This window comes from Njordella calcicola (genome assembly GCF_056494125.1).
In genome coordinates this window covers 4,595,465-4,618,240 of sequence record NZ_CM151396.1, presented here as the reverse complement: position 1 = coordinate 4,618,240, position 22,776 = coordinate 4,595,465, and the positions used below count along the sequence as shown (strand labels likewise).

Sequence of the window (22,776 nt, the reverse complement as noted above, 5' to 3'; positions counted from 1 at the left end):
TGGACCGGCGTGCATGTAGAATCCTGCGAGGTTCGCTAGGTCCTTTTGCGATTGGCGTCAAACATCGCCATCGATTTCTCTTCTTCCTCATTCTTGCCTACCCGCATTCGTTCTTGCGAGATGACAATCAGCGGGTCCAACTGCGTCCAAATCGGAGCGGTTGACATCACCGTCGCAACAAACTGAGCTCCTTGCACAACCCAGATCACCACACCCGTACTCAATACCGTCGTTAACATCACGTTCTCGATATCAAACGAATATGCTTTCACTTCGGTTGGCGTTGCCATAATTGCATGTTGCAAATCCGTTGAGTATCGCTCGATGCTACGCACGGAAATAGAACTGTTGAACGAATCTTGCTTCCAAACCCGCAGCGTGTCGGTGTTAAAGTTACCAACGACGTTGGTTAATCGGCTGAACTCCCGCGAGGCGTTGCCGGAGAGTCGAATTGGTTCGCTATCGGATCGCTTTTGCATCTCGCCCGCTTGCAACTTCGACTCGTCCTGCATCACATTCGCTCCCACCGTTTGACGAGCAGTATCACGATTGGCAGAACCTGTACCGTTGCCGTTTGCGGCTGCTTCAGGATCAACACCGCTTGGCGTCCCGCTAGCCGAACTACCCTCGGCCTCTTTCGCACTCGCACTTCGACTGCTGGAACTAGACGAACTTGTGTTGCTGGTGCCCGAAGAACTGCCTGAGTTCGCTCCAGACGAACTGGTCGACGAAGAACTGCTGGTGCCGGAACCACTGGACGATGAACTTGAAGTTGGCGATCCCGAGTTGGCCAAGATATTAATCTGGATCGTGCTGGTAACTACCGCCGATTGCAAGAAGCCATCCGTTACGTAGTAATCAAAGCTGACTGTCCCTGCAAAACCAGCCGCAGGCGTATAAATCATTTCACCAATGCTATTGATGACCAACGAGCCACGCGATGGACCCCGTGTAAGCACCACTTGCAACGCATCATTCTCGGGATCGGTATCGTTAGCCAGCAGACCTGGAGCCGCTAGATTGATCGGCGTAATCGAATTGGTCACAAAGGACTCGGCCCTTGCCGTAGGAGCTTCGTTGACATCGAGCACTTGGATTATAAAGCTTTGCGTCGCCGTCGATCCATCTTGGCTGGACGCTTGCACGATGATCTCGTGCGAAGCTGCAGTTTCAAAATCTAGGAGCGATCCATTGGCAACGGTTACTACACCCGTCAAGCTATCGATCGCGAATCGTCCATTTGCACTTTGGACCAGCGAATAGGTGACGCTATTGTTGGTCGCATCTGCATCGACTGCGGACACGGTAAGCCCAACGAATGTCCCATTGGCGGCGTTCTCTTGTACTGCATTAGGCGTTGGATGGATGTCGACCGGCGCGGTGACACCGAACTCATTGACGTCATTGATCGTGATGGTGAATGTTTGCGTTGCAGTGGAACCGTCGCTAGAGGTCGCTTGGACAGTGATACTGCGCGTAGCACCGTGAGCTTCACGATCGATTGCCGCAGCAGTAGTAACAACACCGGTGGTCGGATGGATTTGGAACAGTCCGCCTGGATTACTGGTCAAACTATAGGTAATCGTGTTGTTGGTCGCGTCGAGATCAAACGCATTGGCGGTGATGCCCACGGCGGTTCCGATCGCTACGTTCTCGTCGACTTGGTTCGGCGCAATGTCCGTGTCGGTTGGCGTCGAGACATCGAACTCATCGACATCACCAATCGCGATCGTGAAGATACGAGTGGTGAACGATCCGTCGGTGGAAGTCGCTCGAACCGTAATGTTGTAGCTAGCGGCCGCTTCGCGATCGATGGCTCCGGCAACGGTAACCACGCCGGTTGTTGGATCAATCGCGAATCGTCCATCGGCATCGAGGTCCAATGAGTAGCTTACGGTGTCGGTTCCATCGTCGTCAGTTGCGAAGGCCGTAATGCCCACTTCGGATCCAATCGCGCTGTTCTCCAGCACAAAGTCCGCATCCACATTGCTATCAGAGATTGGCGAGACGGCGGATTCGTTGACGTCGGTAACGTAGATCGTGAAGACTTCCGTCGAGAACGATCCGTCGGCACTGGTGGCTCGCACCGTGATTTGATGCGAAGTTGCTGTTTCATAGTCGAGTCCCGCGGCAACGGTAACGACACCACTGGTGGCGTGAATGTCGAAGAGCCCGCCGGCGTCGTTGTCGAGCGTATAAGTGATCGAGTTGTTGGTAGCATCGAGATCTTGAGCGAACGCAGTGATGCCAACCGCCGTGCCGATGGCAGCGTCTTCGGCTACCGAGTTAGCCCCGGAGTTGGTATCGGTGACGGGTCCAACATCAAACTCATCGAGATCATTGATCGTGATCTCGAAGACTTGTGTTGCCGTCGATCCGTCGCTGGAAGTCGCTTGAACCGTGATGCTGCGCGTAGCGCCGTGAGCTTCACGATCGATAGCCGCTGCGGTAGTAACAACACCGGTGGTCGGATCAATCTGGAACAGTCCGGCTGGATTACTGGTCAGACTATAGGTAATCGAGTTGTTGGTCGCGTCGAGATCGAATGCATTGGCGGTGATGCCTACAGCGGTGCCGATCGCGACGTTCTCGTCGATCTCATTGTCGGATAGATTTAAGTCGGTTGGCGTACTGACGCTGAACTCGTTCACATCGATCAGTTGAATAACAAAATCTTTTTCATACCAAAGCCCGCCCGCATCGGTCACTCGTACGCGAATCGTATGCTCAGTCGCCGCTTCGTAGTCCAGTAAACTACCGTCGGCCACGGTGATCTGTCCAGTCGATGTTCCGATCGCAAAACGATCGTCGGGATTGCTGACCAAGGTGTACGTGAATGTCTCACCTGCATCGACGTCAACGCCCGCGACCGAGCCAATGATGGTTCCGTTGGATGCATTCTCTTCGACGGTTAGTGAACCCGAAGTGATATCGTGCGGCGCATCGTTGGCCCCTTGAATGGTGATGGTGATTTGAGTGGTGCTGGTTAGCCCATCGGTATCACGCATCGTGTAGGTAAAGACGTCGGACAGTGTATTGGCCGTGGTCCGGAGCGCTTGTACGTCCGCATTGTTGTTGTCGACGATGTAGGTGTAGGTTCCATCGGCGGCGATGGTGATCGAACCGTAGGCACCTGAGAGGGCCTCATCAACAAAGCCCAAAGCGTCAGGTTGGGACCCAACGGCGACACCGATGACAGTCTTGGTATCGCCGGTGTCGACGTCGGTGTCGTTGGTCAAGACATTGCCTGTCGGATTCGTTCCTGCGTTTCCATTGCCGATCCCGCCCGCTTCGACGGCGATGGCCGCGTCAGGATTCGCAATCGGAGCATCGTTGACATCGGTGACGGTCAACTGAACTGTCGCCGACTCGACGCTGAACGAAGTCGTGCCGCCGCCGACACCCGGATCGGCATACTGAGGTGCGCCTGGGTTGGAGGCTGTACCCGATAACTGATCCCAGGCGCGGAAAGACAACGTGGCTGTTTCGCCGTTAACTCCGTTAGGGACATAGCGGATCAAGTCGGTGCCATCAAGCAGCAGTGCATTGGTCGCGCTGACCGCTCCGAAACTGGTCCAGGTCGTTCCATCGAGCGAGTACTGCCACGTGCCGCCACCGGTCACCGCTGTGATTGCCACACCCGGCGCCGCGCCGAAATCGACGTCGTTGTAGTTGGCACTGGTCAATAGCGAGTTGGCGGTCACTGGAGTCGAAGTCGTGTCTTCATCGGTGGTACCCATGGAGAACATCGTCGCAACTACGGTCGGCGCATCGTTCACGAAATTGACCTGGATCGACGCCTCTTCCGTCGCGGTGCTAAACGCCGTCGTGCCACCATGGACTGACGCGTCGGCTTTGTCGCCCGCTGAGCCGCTGGTCTGATCCCATGCGCGGAACGTAAAGCTGGCTGTCGTACCGTTTTCACCGTTGGGCACGAAGCGAATGAGATCTGTGTCGCGCAACAGCAGGGCATTGTCATCGGCGACGGTTCCCACTGCCATCCACGTGGTACCGCCATCGAGCGAATACTGCCAGTTGCCATTGCCACTTGAGAGCGACGTGATGGCGATCCCTTGTAACGCACCTGGGTCAACGTCCGTGATTCGATTGCCGCCTGCACTGGCGATGATCTGGGCAACCGTGTTGCCGCTATTATTGATCTCATCTTCGGTGATCGCAGTCAACGTCATCGTGCCCGTGTTGTCCAGAATCGGCGCGTCATTGACGTTGGTAATCGTGAAGTTGAAGGTGCCCGATGAGGCCACGCCGCTACCATCGTCGACGGTGAAGTCGAAGCTGTCGGTCGCCGTTTGTGAATCGTCATGGTCGTAAGTGACCAGGCCAGCGTCGATGTCGGCTTGGGTGAAGGTGTCGCCAATGTTTCTCGCCAAGCCGTCAAGGCGCAAAGTTCCGTTGGTGGGCACTGCGGTGACGGTATAAACGAGTTGGCTGTTAGTGTGGTCGACGTCGGTCGTTTGCAGCATGCTGCTAGTGATGACGTTGCCGTTGGAGCCTTCGTCGACCGTGGTGCCGGTGTTGGTGGAGATTGTCTGTTCGTCGTTGGCACCTTCGATGGTGATGGTGATTTGCGTGGTGCTGGTCAGTCCGCCGCTGTCTTGCATCGTGTAGGTGAAGGTGTCGGTCAGTGTTTGGCCGACGTTGAGGGCTTGGACGATTGGATTGTCGTTGTTGAGTGTGTAGGTGTAGGTGCCGTCGTCGGCGATGGTGATGCTGCCGAAGGAACCGGTGATGGGGGAGGATACAGGCCCGGCGCCTAAAGACTGGACACCAGCGCTGACACCGATCACGGTCTTGGTGTCGCCTGCGTCGGGATCGGTATCGTTGGTCAGGACGTTGCCCGTTGGGTTCGTGCCTCCGGTTCCGTTGGCGATGCCACCAGCCTCCACTGCGATGGCTGAATCGGGATTGGCAACGGGGGCGTTGTTGTTGACAGTTACGGTCAACATTTGTGTGGTTGCGGTCCCTACGCGCACGGTCGCTTCTTGAGCAATCTCTTCTGCCGTCAAAGCTCGATCAAAAATCGCTACCCGATCGATACCTCCATTAAAGGCGCGAATCGGATTGGTGTCCTGCAAGCGACCAATGTTGTAATCCAGGTCGGCCCACATCCCCGAGGTGGTCGCTGCGCTGCCAACCATTTCTCCGTTGACGTACAAGAACATCTCAGTGCCCGCTCGCACCGCCGTCACCTGCATCCAGTCTCCATTGGCGTAATCGGGCAGATTGACAATGATATTGTCACCTCCCACCGTTCCACCATTGGGACGATTGAGGAACCTCAGATTGCCATCGAGTTGGAACTCGATCAACGATCCCTGACCAGTCCCATTGTACAAAGTCACCACGGCCCCTCGATGAATCGAATCGGGACGTGCCCAGAACGAAATCGAATAGTCACTTGTTAAACTAAGCGGTGCAACCGAGTCACTATTGAGATAATTTTCTGTTCCGGCCAACTCGGCGATACCGTCGGTGAATGGAACCGGGCCTACTTCCGTTAAATCGCGATTGTTCCCGGAGCTATCAGCCAGTGGATTGATTCCATCGAACTCATAAGCGGCCAAGGCGCCACTGGCGAAGGGGGTATTGGCCCGAGCTGTGACGCTGAGCACGATTTCAGATCCGTCATTGAGCGGCGGAGTGATCGTCAAACCAACCAAGTCGGCTTCGGTCAAATACCAAACGCCCCCTCCCAGATCGTTTCCAGCCGACAGCGTCGCGCCAGCAGGCACACCGCTGATCGTCAAATAGATCGTTTCGTCACCGGCCAGCGAAGTACTACTGACCGAGATATCCAGTGGTATGGCCGTGTTCAAACCGCCGCTGGCATCGACGGTGAGCAGCGTCGGTGCATCGGCCGTATTGGCGATCGAGATACCGAAATCACTCGATACGTCCAGCCCACCACTGTCCGTCGCCGTAACGCGAACGTTGATCGTTCCAACATCTTCGTTCAGCGGTGTTCCACTAAAGGTTCCGGTGGCAGGATCGAACAACAGCCAGCTTGGTAACGGATCACCATTGGCCAGCGTAGCTGTGTACGTCAGCGTATCACCAGCATCGACGTCAGCAAACGTATTGGCTGGAATCGTGAAACTGAACGGTCGATCTTCGACGGCCCACTGCGATTGCAGGGGATTTTCCAGGGTCGGAGTATCGTTGGTACCTGTGACCGTGATGGTGATCGTATTCTGCGAAGTCGCTCCATGGTTGTCGACCACTTCGTAAACAAAGGTCACATCGCGAGTTTCACCGACAGCCAGATCCTGGAAGTCGCTCCCCGGATCGAAGGTGTAGGAACCATCTGCGTTGACTACGACCGATCCTTCACTCGGCCCTGTCACCAGCGTAAACGTATGCGTGTCGCTGGCGTCGACATCCGTTGCGATCAATTGACCGTTGACCGCCGCTCCATCTTCTACGGCCGAGTTCACACCAGCCTCAGCAATCGGCGCATCGTTGGTACCGGTGACCGTGATAGTGACCGTATTCTGCGAAGTCGCTCCGTGGTTGTCAGCGACTTCGTAAACAAAGGTCACATCGCGAGTTTCACCGATAGCCAGATCTTGGAAGTCGCTGCCTGGATCGAAGGTGTAGGAACCATCTGCGTTGACGACGACCGATCCTTCGCTCGGTCCGGTGATCAACGTGAACGTGTGCGTGTCGCTGGCGTCGACATCGGTTGCGATCAATTGCCCGTTGATTGCGGGGCCGTCTTCAACCGCCGAGTTCACTCCGGCCTGTGCGATCGGAGCATCGTTGGTTCCGGTGACCGTGATAGTAATCGTGTTCTGCGATGTAGCCCCGTGGTTATCGGCGACTTCGTAAACGAATGTCACATCGCGGGTCTCGCCAACTGCTAAATCTTGGAAGTCACCTTCCGGATCGAACGTGTACGAGCCATCGGCATTGACCACGACCGATCCTTCGCTCGGTCCGGTGACCAGGGTGAACGTGTGCGTGTCGCTGGCGTCGACATCGGTTGCGATCAATTGCCCGTTGATTGCGGGGCCGTCTTCAACCGCCGAGTTCACTCCGGCCTGTGCGATCGGAGCATCGTTGGTTCCGGTGACCGTGATGGTGACGGCTTGGGTATCGAACGCTCCTTGGGAATCCTCTACCCTGAGCGTATAAGTCAAAGTCAACGACTCGCCGACTGCCAAGTAATCAAACGCTTCACTAGCCGAATCGAAGATCCAAATGATCTGGCCGTTCGTGGAAGAACCATCGATGACATTCGGATTGACCGTCAACATCGCCAGCAGTTCAGCGTTGTTGGAAAGCAAACCAGTGGTGGTTCCGGAAACAACAACGTTAGTCACGCTGGCCGTCACGGTGTCAGCGAGATCGACATCGGTTACCGTCAATGTTCCTTGTGTCTGAATCGAAGAGTTCGTTTCGACTAGGGTATCTGCATTCAAATCCGCAGGTTCGATACTGATCACGGGAGCGTCGTTGACATCTGTGACGGTCAACTGAGCCGTTGCGGTCGAGGAGCTATAGGCCGCCGTCCCACCGCCAACTCCGGGGTCTGCATAAGCTGGCGATCCGTTGGTCGATGCGGTGCCGCTGGTTTGATCCCAAGCTCGGAACTCAAACGAGGCAGTCTCGCCGTTGATTCCGTTGGGGATGTAGCGAATCTGGCTGGTCGAGGTGAGCAGCAGGGCATTGGTGCTGCTGACCGAAGTGATTTCGTTCCAGGTCGCGCCATCGGTCGAATACTGCCACGTTCCATCCCCTGAGATCGCTGTGATCGCCAGACCCGACAACGCTCCGTCATCGACATCGGAATAACCAGCTCCAGCAAGCACGCTGCTGACCGTTGCAGGATTCGACGTCGTGTTTTCGTCCGTCGTTCCAATCGAGAACGGAGCGGGAGAAACCGTTGGAGAGTCATTGACATCGGTGACCACAATGGAGGCCACTTCGGTAACGGTACTGAAGGCCGTGGTGCCACCGTTGGTGGAGGCGTCGACTTTGGTGCCAGCCGATCCGCTGGTTTGATCCCAGGCGCGGAAGGTGAAGTCGGCTGTCGTCGCGTTCTGGGTATTGGGGACGAAGCGGACGAGGTCGGTGCTGCGGAGCAGCAATGCCGAGTTGTCAGCGACCGCGCCGATATTGGTCCAGTTCGCTCCGCCATTGGTCGAGTACTGCCAAGTGCCGTTGCCGCTATCCAAAGAAGTAATGGCGATCCCTTGCAAGGAACTCGGGCCATCAGGATCAGTGATCGGTGTGCCGCCATCGGATGCGAGAATTGCGGCAACGGTATGCCCTGTGTTGTTGACGGCGTCTTCGGTGATGGTCGTCAGCGTTAGATTGCCACTGTTATCCAGCACCGGTGCATCGTTGACGGCTGTGATATTGATCGTGGCCGTAGCGATGTTGCTTTGCACGAACGTATCGGCGGCTTGGATGGTAATCTGCCGCGCGGTCGTGTTCGGCGCTTCACTGCTGTTGTTGTAAGTAATGCTGCGGAGCACTTGCTGGTAGTTGCCGACGGTATCCGTTCCGGTCAGCGTCAACACGCCAGTGGTGCTATTGTAACTGGCTGTGATCGACGTACCGCTTGTGTTCGCTGCGAGCGATTCCAGGGTCCCATCCAATCGATTGGTAATCGTCACCGTCATCGACTGTAAATGAGTGCTGTCGACATCGGTTAACGTCGCGTCAATATCAGCGATGGAGACTGGTCCGCCATTTTCAGTCCACGTCGTAACGAAGCCGCTACCGGTGGCACCAGAACTGTTGTTTGCGTCCAGGTCGATCGATGCTGACTGAGGACCAACGTAGGAGATCGTCAAATACGGACGAAGCGCGACGTTGCTGTACTCCGACGAAAAGAAATTCCATGCGTCGGAATGGTTGGTAAGCAGGGTCCAACCAAGATTTGTTCCGCCGTTGGACCAGCCTTGCAAATCGGTCGTTAGGTTGGTGAAAGTAACCCATCCACCTTGGGTTGCGGAGATTGTTGCTGAAGGTGTGACGACGGCCTCAGTCCCGTTGGCGGATATGCCGCCGGTCATGGTATTCCAAGTGGACGATTCGCTCCAGTTGGCAAGCATTCGATGTAGATTAACGACCGAAGTTGAACTGGTATCGTTCGGGTGCGACACATAGACCGAGAGTGAGGCATCTAGTATGGTTGAACCAACCAAAATTTGCCCCGCGCCGCTGCCAAACAGATTGTCAAAGCGAATCAGGCCGTGCTCCGCAAATCCGCTCCAATTGTTCAGCTCAACCTCCGTGTTGTTGCCGTACGATGAGTTGACGGCGTATTGACGTACGAACGTATCTTGAGTCCCAACATAACCGTTGACTCCTTCCTGGAAGTTCACCCCGCCAACTTGGATATAAACGGTCTCGCTATCGGTGAGACTCCCCCCCGTGCCGGTGTTGCCAAGATCGTTGATTGTGACTGAGATCGAGGCCGTACCACTGAAGCCGCCGGTGGGAGTGTAACTGAGTCCATCCAGGGCAGCGTTGACTGCGGCGAGTGTACCAGTGGAAACCATCGAGGCATCCGATGTGCCGTCCCCGGTGCTGAAGGTTAGTCCTGCGGTGGTGGAAAGGGAAGCGAGCCCATGCGCGACCGATAATGTAATCTGAACTTGGTTCGAGCCCGCGTCGACGTCGCTTACTTGAATCGCATTGGCTCCGGCCAGTGTCAACGATCCATTCACTGGAATCGCTTGCGAGCCGGGGATGGTCAAGATCGGGGCATCGTTTACGGAAGTGATCACGATATCGCGAGTCGCAACCGTGCTTGTCAGGTCGCCGTCGCTGACCGTAAAGCTGACCGTGCGCGTCGCCGTGTTTGGATTCTCGCTGCTGTTTGTATAAGTGATCGAACGCAACGCCGCTTCGTAGTCTGCTTTAGAAGCACTGCCGCTGAGAGTCAGTGTTCCAGTCGTCGCATTCCAGACGCCGGTGATGCCGTTTTGGTCGACAAAGCTTAAAACATCTTGGCCATTGTCATAGTTCCCCGTGATCTGCACGACAGCCGAAGCGATGTTGGCATGATCAACATCAATAACGGATAGAGTTGACGAGATCGCAACGGCACCATCGTTTTCGGTGTATGCAAGCGGAGCACTTTCGATGGTCTCGACTACCGGTGCGTCGTTGACGGGGTTGACCGTCATCGTCACGCTAGCCGTCGCGGTCAGGCTTCCGTCAGTAATCGTATAACTGAATGCAAATGTCCCGTGATAGTTTGCTGTCGGGGTGAACGTTAATGTTCCGTCGGCATTGAGCAATACACTACCACCGGTTACTGCCACAGAGTTCCCTGTGGTTATCGCGACCCCTTCAATATGAGTGATCGTTAGGGAATCATTGTCGGCATCGGTGTCGTTGGAGCGAACGTCGAAGTTGATTTGCGTATCTTCGTTCGTCGATCGCGAGTCATTGTTAGCCACGGGGGCGACGTTGACGGCTCGTACGGTGGAGAACTCGGAGGTGGCCGCACTCAATGTCGCTGTGGCGGTGATATTGTCGCTCAGCGTGATTCCTAGACCGGTCACATCCAAGGTGCCGGTGAAGTTGCCACTGGCGTCCGTTGTCAGGAAGCCAATGTAGACTTGTCCTTGGCCCGCACCCGAGGCGGTACTACTCTTGAAGAACTCCACGCGTGCATTGGCGAATGTGCTTTGTCCCGGAGCGCTACCCACGTAGCCGCTGACGGTCAGCGAGTTGCCTACCAGATCCGATTGGCTGAGGATCGGTTTGTCCATCCCAAGGTTCGGGGCAGCCGCAGAGATGGCTCCGTCATTGGCTGTCACGCCATCGGGCGTCGTCTGGATCGTTGCGCCACCTGAGTTCGTGGCCAAGTCGATGCCCAAGCTTGTGTTGCCGTAGATGCTGTTTCCTTGAATCGCCACCAGCGGGGCTTGACCGACGCTATTGTTGACGACGACCACGCCGATTTCATTGGCAGCAATGACGTTGCCGGTTCCGTTGGTCGTTCCGCCAATGGAAACGCCGGTCGTAGACTCGATCCATACGCCATAAGTGTTTCCAATCGCCGTGGTTCCATCAGCACCTAATCCAATCGTGTTGTTCTCGATACGGAAGGTGCTGCCTTCGGCACCGCGTCCATAAATGCCGATGACGTTGCCCGAGACAACATTACCCGTGACCAGGGCTCCTGCAGTTGCCGACGAGTGGAAAACGATGCCGTTGTAGTTCCCTACTGCGGCTGTTCCCTGGATATTCGTGCCGATGTAGTTGTTCTGAATGGTTGCGTTGGTTGCTCCGGCCGTGAGCTGAATACCACTGCCATTGGACATCTTGGTCCCGGTTCCATCGAAGCCCGTGTCCCGCGCATCGATCGTGCTTTGTCCTGAGATCACGTTGCGATCCGCCGCAGAGGGACCGCCGATCGTGACATTCGAAGCGTCGCGAACGTAGACACCACGCATCTGGTTGCCATTGGCCGCACCAGTGCCATCGAGACCGATCCAGTTTCCAGCGATCGTGATATTGCTTACACCGACGCCGGAGCTGGTGTTGTTGTCGCGGACGATGATACCGGAACCCGAGCGATTGCTCCCCTCGTTTCCAAGGAATCCACCGATGATCAATCCACGCACACTACTGCCGCTCGACCCATCGTCGAACATCAAGCCGCCGAAGTAGCTTTGAACATTCCAGGCGACATTGGCCTCTGCGGTTGTCAGGCCGCCGCGCAGTTCAATCCGCAACACCGCATCCGATCCGACAGCTAGTGTGTTTGCCTGTGCACCGGCTTGGCTGTAGCCATCGATGATGACGGCATCGGTGATCCGCGGCAGAGCGCCCAGCGACATGTTGTTGATGAGAATCGTCTGGACGCCACTGCCTGCGATATCGAAGTCGATTGTATCGAGGCCAGCGGTATTGTTGGCGGCGATGATGGCTTCGCGGAGACTGATGGCACCGTCGGCGCCACGGTTGGAATTCAGCCACTCGATCGTGTGTGCTGCATTGCCCGACACGATGCCGCTGTCGTTGTTGTCGGCGGTAGTGGTCACGGTCAATGTGCTGATCACATCGATGACGGTGACCGCGATGGCTTGCATCGTTGCCAACGAACCATCGGAGACTTGCACGATCACGTCGTACACATTGTCGCCGCCATCATCCAGCGGATTCTCGAAATCAGGCGCGTTGATAAACGACAGCAGACCGGTGTTGGCATCAATTGAGAAGTAAGCCGCATCGACGCCACCAGTGATTGCGAACGTCAACGTCGTGCCCGCATCGACGTCGGCGGCCGTGACATTCATGACGCCGGTGTTCGCTTCGTAGACGCTGGCCGCGTCCGCTGAGGTGATCACGGGTGCGTCGTTGGCACCTTGGATCGTGATCGTGATCTGCGTTGTGCTGGTCAGGCCGCCGCTGTCTTGCATTGTGTAGGTGAAGATGTCTTCCAGCGATTGGCCGACGTTGAGTGCTTGGACGGTTGGGTTGTCGTTGTCGAGGGTGTAGGTATAAGTGCCGTCGGCGGCGATCGTTATCGAGCCGAAGGTGCCGGTGATGGGGGTGGATACAGGCCCGGCGCCTAAAGGCTGGACACCAGCGCTGACTCCGATGACTTCTTTGGTGTCGCCGGTGTCGGGGTCGGTGTCGTTGGTTAGTACGTTACCCGTCGGGTTGGATCCCGCAGACCCGTTGTTGACGCCGCCTGCTTCGACCGCTATGGCCGTGTCAGCTACCGCAATCGGGGCGTCGTTGACCGCCGACACCGTCATCGTCGTATTGTTGTTAATGCTGGTGCCACCGTCACCGTCAGTAAGAACAAACCGAATGACGCGAGTCGTGGTTGTTGGGTTATCCGTATCCGTGTTTACATAGGTGATGTTATTGATCAAAGCGGCCGCGTTGGTCGCGTTGGCATTCGCGTTCAACGTGATCACCAAAGCCGCTCCGCCACTGCCGCCGGTCCAGGTGCCTATGGTGACGCCACCAAACGTCACGTTCGCACCTGAAACACCGATTTGCCCGGCACCTGTGCCTTCGTTGCGGATCGCCAGAACGTCTTCGGTTGAGTCGCTTCCAGAGATAAATGCGATATTCAGAGTTCCCGTGTCGAAGTCGCTCGAATCAACGTCTACGATACCGGTCGTTGAGCCGATCAGAGTGGGGCCATCACCTTCGGTGTATGCACGAACATCGCCGTCCAGACCCGAGATAACCGGCGCATCGTTTTCACCAATGATCGTGATGGTGACTGTCGCCACATCGGTACCGCCGTTGGCGTCTCGAACCGTGTAAGTAAACGTTTCGACGGCGGTTGCGCCTGCGGCAAGGTAATCGAAACTTGTACCTGGGTTGTAGGTGTACGAGCCGTTAGCCTGGACGGTCAGCGTCGCACCGGAGGCTAAGGTCACGCTTTGGCCGACGCTGGCCTGAACTCCGTTGACAGCAAGCACCGTCAGCGTGTCGGATTCGGGGTCGGTGTCAGCACCTGAGCCTGTGTTGTCAGTGATCACATTGCCTGTAAGCACCGCGTTTTCGCTAGTGCTGTAGCTGTTATTGATCGCATCGGGGGCACGATTAAGACTAAAGGCGATCTCAACGCCATCACCACCCGCACCTTCGACAGCTCCTGGGGCTGCTTGCAGTTGGAATGTAACGGTGGTGAAGGTGCCTAGCAGTCGCACGCTACCAGCAGCGGTGCCGAGGTTCCAGTTGCTGCTGGATTCGCCACTCGCGCCAACATCGGACAACTCACCGTACTCCCGCTCGATCCAACCGTTGGTTTCATCGACCATCAATTGGTGATTACCAGCGATCTCTTGCAGCGTGATGCCAGGTGTTTGCAGCACCATCCGCATCGAGTTCCAAATCGAATCGCCAAAACCGCCGAGTCGATCGAGATGCAGGATCGGATTGGTAACCGCTTCGGAGAAGGTGAACGTCACGGTGCCCGTTGCACTATCGGTGCTTGCATTCGTGCCTGCTGCTTCGGGGGTGGTGTCCCAGTTGTATTGGAATCGCAGCGCGGTCGCGTTCTTCAAGGCATCGTTGCTGTAGGCATCGATGTTGCCAAGGTTCTCGTTGGTGATCGACGTGATGCTCGCACCCGAGTTGGCAGCAAAGTTCGCCGTGATTCCAACGCCGCCTGCGGTAGTCGACGCCGTTAAAGCCCCCGTTGTCCAGGTTCCGCTGTGCGAAAGCGTCGGAACGCTGTGAATGGTGAGCGTGAATTCGTCAACCGTTGGCGCATTGACTCCATCGCTGACCGATACCGTAATTGTGTAGGGAGTCGTGGAAGCGGTCCCAGCCGATGGTGTGCCCGAGATGAGACCGGTGGAGGAGTTGAACGTTAGACCAGCAGGAAGGCCGGTGATGGTGTAGGTGAGAGCGCTATTCTCAGGATTGGCAAACGCGGCTGAGGTAGGAATCGCAATCGCGGCACCTTCGACGCCGTCGATGTCATTGATGCCACCGTTACGAATCACAACAGGTTCGTTGACATTGCCGACGTTAATCGTCATCAACTCGTCATAGCTGAGGCCACCCGCATCGGTCACACGCACGGTAATGCTATGGCTGGAGGCTGATTCGAAGTCGAGCAGGCTGCCGTTGGCGACGGTGATCTCGCCGGTGTTGGCGTTGATGGCGAAGCGGCCGCCTGCGTCATTGGTCAGCGTGTAGCGGAAGTTGCTGAGGACTTCGCTGGCGTCCCATTCGATGACGTAACCACGGGGGGAGATTCCGGCGGAGTCATTCCACTGGCCGGAATTTCGATTCATCGTCAGGTAATCTTCGTTACCGCCGGCGTCGTTGGGTTCCAGCGCGATCCAGTTGGCCCATTGATTGGGTTGCTGAGTTCCACCACTGTCACCTACCCAGAACGTCGCTCCGTCTTGAGTACCGTTCTGCCAGCGCCAGGTACCCTCGGTTGTCGCGTCGGATGCCCCTAACCAAACGTCGTTCGAAATCGATTGCGCCAGCGACTGGACTAAGTTGTTCTCGTACTGAGAACTGATGGATACCAACTGGCCACTGACACCATTGAGCGAGTTTGCTAGCGCCGCGTCTCTTGCTGCGAGCCAAGTTTGTGGAGAGTTGATGGCTTTATAGAACTTGCCCGTCGCGGCGTCGTACGTCAGGGTTGGGTCGCTTGCCAGTAAGGCCGATACCGCCTGCGGAATCTCCATCACGCGCACGTCGGCAATCATCGGCCCCCAGGCGCTGCCGCCTAGATCGAGCGAAGCAAAGGTGAGTGCCGTGAATGTGGATGCTGCAGTGAATGTCATACTGCGGTTGGACCACAGCACGTTCGAGCTTGTCCAACCATTGGGCTGAGTCAGTGAAAAATCTTGCGAAGTGTCCCCCACAGTGACACGGAGATCTTTAACCGCTTCGCCACCCGAGAAGTTACCGCCGAATGAATAGATGACTTGGTACGTGCGGCCAACTTCGGTGGTAAGTGTTTGGGTGATGGCGCCCGGGTCATTACCGTTCAGGTCAACGCTGCGCCCCCCCAAAGGCGATGTTTGGAAAATCGTTCCATTCAGATCGATAGTGCCACTGGAAACGGTCCAGTTCCCAAAGGTTTGACCGGTGGTATAGACCGTCAATGAGCCACTGACCGTTCCCTCGCGGAACAGACCATCCTGGACGATGTCGCGAGAGTTCTCCGCGTCGGTCACATAAACTTGCCCAACTCGCGTACCGTTAGCGGCGTTCTCGGCAATCGTCATCGAATCGGTAATCGTGCTCGCCGTAAAGCTGCCGCCGACGGCGACGTTGGCGGTGGTGAGGTTGATACCGCCGACGGAATCGATCACCGTATTGCCACCCGAAAGACCCGACATCCGCCAATCGGCCACGAGTCCAGTCTCGCTTGTCGCAAAATTCTGTTGATAGTTGCGAGAGAGTTGTTCGTCGCTGATCGCGTGGTCCCAGACACGAATGCCGTACATTGTTCCGGAGAAACGTTGTGTTGCGCTGTAGCCGCCGTTGACCGAGTCTTGCTCCTGGCCAATCACCAATGTACCGCCGCCAGTCAACGTCACGCCGGTCTTGATTCCGGTACGCGTCTCGACCAGTTGGCCGTTGATATAATAACGGATGTCGCCATTAGTGTTGTCCCACGAAGCAGCGACCGAATGCTGCTTGCCATCAAGCAACTGCGTGAAGGTTCCCACCGAGGTGACGGTCTGGCCATCGATCGATACCAAGATTCGGCCACTGGCGCTGATCAGCAGGAAGAACTCGTTATCCGTTCCGGTGACATTGTACGAAACGAGCGGATTGTCTTGCGATGCATTGTTAGCGATCGAGTACTGCACTTCAACCGTAAGTGCAGTGCGTCCGCCGAAGACACTGCCGCCGCTGGAGGTCATCAAGTAAGCGTTGTTGCCGCCGTCGGTGTTGATGTTGATGCCTGAACTGAGATCGGTGGGAGCTTCGTTGACGTCGGTGATGCCGATGGTCACCACGCGATCGAGCGTCAAGCCGGATGAATCGGTGGCACGGACTGTGATGGTGTGACTGGTTGCCGCTTCATGGTTAAGCAAGCTGCCGTTGGCTACAGTGATTTGGCCTGTTGTCGCGTTGATGGCGAATCGGCCGCCGGCGTTGTTGGTCAGCGAAAACGTACTGGTGTCCCAAGTGTCGGGATCGAGCGCCGAGGCGGTTCCGACGACTGTTCCGTTCACAGAGTTCTCGGCAACGGCCAGCACGCGATCGGCGGCGAACATGCGGACATTGTCGAAGTTGATTTGCGCAGCCGACGAAGCCAATTCAATGCGCAGCGCTTGTCCCAAAGCCGCATCGTTTCCGGCAAACGAATTTCCGTCAACGTTGAGCGTGATCGTTTGCCAACCGCTTTCGGGGACGCTGAAGCTGGTGACTTCTCCCAGTAATACCGTGCCGGCGTAGAGTCGCACTGCTCCAGAAACAATGTTGAAATCTGACCGGTCGCCCACGTCGACCATGAGGGTGTATTGCTGTGAGCCGGAAAATGTCTCAGAAAGCGTCTGTGAAGCCGTTGCTGCATTGAGAGCTAGCGTATTCACCCCTTCGGTAGCGTTTTCTGGCATTTGCGTTGCGTTCGGATTGAACGTGGTTGCATTTCCCCCACCACCTGTTAATGTCCAACCTGCTGCTGTAGCGACGAAGTTGCCATCGGATAACAAATCTGTCTCAAAACCAAAATTGGTGACCGCAATCGAACGTTGGTTCAGATTGATCACTGCCGGTGCGTTGTGAACGGCCATCGACGTTTGCAACGTCCGATCGGCGAACTGCAAGAACTCGATGCTCGACAGCGTATCGGTGCCGTCGGGTGAGCCGGCTCGGTTATCAACGATGGTGTAAGTCTGTGGCCCGGAGTTGTAGGTGATCGTGTAATCGGTCCAGTTGCCGGTATAGACCGCCGTATCAACACCTCCACCGCCAGTGATCGTATCGTTGCCGCCGCCGCCCGTGATGACGTTGTTGCCAGAGTCACCGGTTAGCGCGTCGTTGAAGTTCGAACCGCGAAGGTTTTCAAAGCCATAGAAAACGTCGCCGGCTGCATCACCACCGCTGGCCGCTCCGGTTGCTAGGTTAACGGTCACGCCAGCCGTGGAACTGGAGTACGAGAGCGTATCGATACCGCCACCGCCGAACTTGACGTCCGCTCCCGGTCCACCTTCAATGATGTCGTCTCCGAATCCGCCATAGAGAACATCATTTCCGCTGCCACCGATGATGAAGTCGGCTCCGGCATCATCGAGGGTCAGGCGAACGTTGTCGAGCATGCCGTCGATGGAGTTGGTTACAGTGGATACGTCATTGAAGGTAACCGTAGTCGAGCTACCCAACGCTGCAAAGTTGAACTCATAGTCCGTCGCGGAGACGGAGTTGCCCGGAGAAATCGCAGTCACTACCTGATCGAAAACTGTTATGCCACCGCTGGCGATTTGAACTCGCATCGATTGGCTCTGGCCGGCATTGGACCACGCCCAATAGTCAAACCCAAGTGTATACGTCTCACCCGCAGTCGTGGTTACTGTTTGGGAGATTACGCCATTGTTAGCGGAATTGGATATCCCGAAAGCCGCCGCATTCGCGCCGAGTATCGAGCCCTGGTGGTTGAGAAATGTAACATTGCCAGAGGTTGTCCAACTGGTGAGTCCCGACTCAAAACTTCCATTGGCGATTAAATTGGGGCCACCACCAAACACCGTGTCGTTGCCAGGGCCAGCGTCGATCGTATCCGAGCCCAATCCGCCAGCGATCGTATCGTCGCCATAGCCGCCGGTGATAAAGTCGCTGCCGCTGCCGCCGTTGATGATATCGTTGCCGGAACCACCAGAGAGATAATCACGGCCTGCACCGCCATTGATTGTGTCGTTGCCTTCGCTGCCGGCGTAGCTATCGTACAGAGCACCTCCATTGAATGTGTCAGTTCCAGTCGTGCCTTCCGAGTAGGTACCCGTGGTCGCAGAGATTTGTTCGCGAATCGTTAGGTTATCGACACCCCAGGCTTCGTCATTCCAGTTTTGGTCGAGTGTCGAACCAAAGCCAAGCTTAAGCGAAGTGCCGGTCGTGTTGATGGTTAAGACAAAAGTGTGTAGTTGGTCATCCCAAGACGCATAAGCAAAGTTAGATGTGTTCGTATCGGGAGTCGTATCAGCATTGTTGGAGGTTCCGACGAAGAAAGGATTGGCGCTGACAAGTGAATCATTCACCCAAACTTGAAATTGTTCGCCGTCCCAGGAATCGAACCGATTGAAGGTGAACGCGATGGTGACTGAGGTTTGGTTGCCGGATAGCTGAAATGTCTTATGGACGTCTTGAGTACCTACAATTCCCAATGCCGATGCATTGGTTCCAGGGCTATTGAAGGAGGCCGCTGAAGTCAAGAAAGGACCGAGGTCACTGTGTGTAGTCGCAATCGTTCCACCGGTCCAACCCGTAAGACTCCCCTCGTTGAAGGTCTCGACGATCATGGGCCGCAGCACGACTTCAGCAGCCGTCAAATCGCCGTCGGCAAAACGAAATATTTCGACGTTAGTAACCGTGTCGACACCTTCATTGCCCGTCGTACGCAGATCGGTGATGGTGAGCATTCCGCCCGAGATCGTCACGTTGTAGTCACGGCGATTGCCAGCGTACACCGCGATGTCGTGACCGATTCCACCATCGATTGTATCGTTGCCCGCGCCACCGATGAGAATGTCGTTGCCAGCCCCGCCAATGATGGTGTCGTTGCCAGCGCCGCCATAGATCGTGTCATTGTCGCTGGCGACAAGGGAGATGTTGTCGATCAGTGCACCAAACTGGTCGTTGTCTGCAGCCGATTCACGGAACTCGAGTCGGTCCAGGCCGCCGCTTCCGGTGACGTTAATGGTGCGAGTTGTCCAAGAGGTTGATGTGGGATCGAACGTTTCGACTAAAACACCACGCCAGTAAACCTCCACTGTTTGGGTCGTTGAACTGTACCCGCTTCGCCGAGCCACGTCGTAGCTCAGCACCAACTGCTCGCCAACGGTGGTCTGAACATCCTGATAAAAACCGTCGACGGCGGACTGGGCATCGAGGTCAACGAAGCCGGTGTTCATACCTAAGTCGGTGCGATGCTGGATCTGGCCCCCGGCGATCGCGGTCCAACCAGCAAGAGAGGTGACCGTCTGTTCGCCGTTGACGGGCGTGTTGTGAATTTCAAAATCGCCGTTGATGAGTCGGTTGGTATTGGTTGCCGCACCACCGGTCAGCACATCATCACCACCACCACCGATCAACGTGTCGTTGCCACTGTTGCCTTGCAGCGTATCGCCGGATTGCGCCGCACTCAGATCGTGCACCGACACATCCGCCAGGATTGCACCCTGGTTACCGCTGGGCGAGAGACTGCGGAACTGCAACGTGGTACTGGAACTGGTCGCCGTGAAGGTGAAGAAGCGTTCTTGCCAGTCGGAGTTGGTGGGACTGTGCAAACTTGAAGTCGTGATCGTGGCCGTTTGCGACAAACCCGCCGCGCTGACCTCTAACGCTTTGGAGACAGCGCCTGTGCCGTTGGCAGACATCAAAAAGCGAACCGTATACGTGTTGCCTGCGACAGTGCTCAACGTCTGCGCGATCGCTCCTGGAGCAGAGCCGTCCAGATCGACCGAGCGACCGCCTGAAGGGCTGCGTTGCCACCCTGTTCCATGCAACTCGACGCTACCTGAAGTGACGTTCCAGCCGCCAAAGGATTGACCGATGCTGTAAGTGGACCATACACCCACTGCTGTCCCGTTGAGGAACTGGCCATCGGTCACTAGGTTTGGCCCAGCCGCGATCAAGTCCGCGCCACCGGTACCATTGACGGTCTCTCCGGCCGAAGTGCCATTAAAGAACTGCGATTGAGCTATCACGTTGAGTGCAAACTCAGAGGTGCTGCCAAAACTGCCGCTTCCAAGATCAACGGTCGCTGTGGCCGTTACCTGATCACGTCCGGCGAGCACGATGCCACTGAGCAACGTATTGAAACTCGCGTTGCCCGATCCATCGGTCGTGACATTCACAAAGCCCAGATAACGCTGCGCTTCGCCGTAGCCGCTACTGTCCTGTGTTCCATCGGGATTCGAGAAGAACTCGATCCGATAACTCGTATTCGCGTTTGAATTAAGGGAACCGCTGATGGTTGTTCCCGACGCACTCGTGACTGCAGAAGTCAGAACTGGGAAGTTTTGTAGGCCGTTGGAACCTGTATCCCCGTCGCCAGCGTCGTTAAGAGTAACGCCGTTGCCGGCAAGATCGATACCAATACCGAAATTGTTGTAGATCTGATTGCCGAGTACCGAGTTGTTACTCCCGGCTCCGGCCAACGCGATCCCCGCTGTATCGACTCCACCGATTCCATTATTAGCGATGACGTTCCCTTCACCCGGGTTGACGCCACCAAAGGTATTGTTGCTGCCAGGGCTACCGGCTCCAACGCGGATACCGTTCCTGAGGTTGCCGCCAACGACCGTTTGAGTCGCATCGGTTCCAATGAAGTTGCCTTGAACGATGGTTCCAGTCGTGTCGCCGCTGATAAAGATCCCCTGCTGGCCGCTGCCGACGATCACGTTGCCCATGCCCACACCACCGATGATGGTGTTGTCGGCACCGGAAGAAATCACAATTCCGTGGGTCGTGTTGCCGATGACCGTCGTTCCGTCAGAGCCAAGCCCGATCCAGTTGTTGCGGAGGATGTTCCCATCGCTCGCTTCGCCGCTGATTTCGATTCCGTCGGTTGTATTACCCGCGATGATGTTGCGAGACGCACTGGTCACGCCCCCGATCACGTTGTTGAAGGCTCCACCTGTAATGAGGATTCCGTCAGCGTTGTTGCCTTGGCCAACCAGCCCGGTGATGCTGGTGCCAATGTAGTTGCCTGCAACGATGTTGCCGAACGCAGAAGTAGTGTCGATTGTAATGCCATGCGAGCCGTTGCCCGAGATGACATTGCGATCGGCTGCGGTGGTCCCACCGATGATATTGTTGTCACCGCGTACACCGATCCCGCTAAAGAGATTGTTTTGCCCAGCACCGGCGCTGCTGCCGTCGCTATTGAAGCTTCCCAGCCAGTTACCAGCGATCGTGTTGCCTGACGATCCCTGTTCGATTCGAATTCCCTGGATACCAAAGTCGCGAATCACCAGTCCTCGAATCGTCGATCCGTCGGCAGTGCTGGACAATGTCAGCCCATGAAAATTTCCGTCGTTACCATCCAGGACGATGGGCATGAAGCTGCCCACAACCCAGCCATTCTGCGTCGTCCCGTCGATAGTGATTTGATCGGTAATCGTTGGTAGCACCGTCGCGATGTTGATGATCTGCGTGCCGCTAGCCGCGATATTGAACGTGATCGTGTCATGCCCAGCCAGTGCATTGGCATCGAGTATCGCTTGTCGCAGCGACCCCGCGCCGCTGTCGTTGGTATTGGTGACGGTGAACGTGGCCAGCAAGCCTTGCCACTCGGCTTGTAGTGCTGCACTGACGACAATCTGCGTTTCGATTTCGCCGATGTTGTATTCGAGCAGCCAGTTACCACCGAGTTGTTCCGAACCGATCAGCGTTTCACTGGCGGCGATATCGGCCCCGGTCCACTCGGCGATCGATCCGAGCAGATCACGGCCCGCTTGGCTGCTGGCCAGATCGCAGCCATAGAACATCAAGTCGCCGCCCGACTTGAGTGCTCCGGCCCACTGCGCGAATTCGGCTTGTCGATCGTTTGCGGCATTCGCATCAAACCAAGTGTTACCAAATTTAAATGCTCGGTCGGTTCCATGCGCAATAAAGTGGATCGCATCGAGCGGCCGGCCAAGTTGTGATAGATAATCGTTGATTTGAGCTAAGCCGTCGGTGTTGCTGTCGATCAAGGCGATTTGCAGCCAAGTACCCGCTCCGGCGCGGCTTTGCAAATCAGCCAGGATCGCTTCGAAATCCGCCACCCCCGTGTCGACAAACACCAGCTCGATCCGTTGCGACTCCGTTTCACCCATCGTCCGATCGACGATTATCACTTCATCTTCGTCGTCGACATCAAGCTCAATTGGCAGTGCGTAGGTCTCTTCGATCTGCAGTTCATGCAACAGAGTGGGATCGGCTTCAAGAATGGCTCCTACGTTTAATTCGGAATCCCAGTCGTTGACCAGTGATACAAGTGCAGGAGCCTCGTGGACCGTGTCGCTCAAGGCCACGGCGATTGGATCTGAGTTTGTAGCAACAGAAATGTCCAGTGTGCTGTCGGTTGCAAGCGTCTCTAGCAACTCTTCCAACGCATCGACATGCGACTGCATGAGA

The 22,776-nt window shown here is 56.1% G+C and carries 1 protein-coding gene; it reads right to left on the bottom strand.

Features of this window, described 5'->3' with window-relative positions:
- Positions 1–35 precede the first annotated feature (35 nt).
- Positions 36–22,772 carry a cadherin-like domain-containing protein gene (locus SH302x_RS17810; RefSeq protein WP_479363810.1) on the bottom strand — a complete coding sequence of 7,579 codons (22,737 nt, stop codon included), beginning with the start codon at positions 22,770–22,772 and terminating at the stop codon, positions 36–38.
- Between the last annotated feature and the right edge of the window lie 4 nt (positions 22,773–22,776).

Excerpts from the sequence above, each read along its gene's own strand:
- SH302x_RS17810 (WP_479363810.1), bottom strand. The coding sequence starts at position 22,772 with ATGCAGTCGCATGTCGATGCGTTGGAAGAGTTGCTAGAGACGCTTGCA.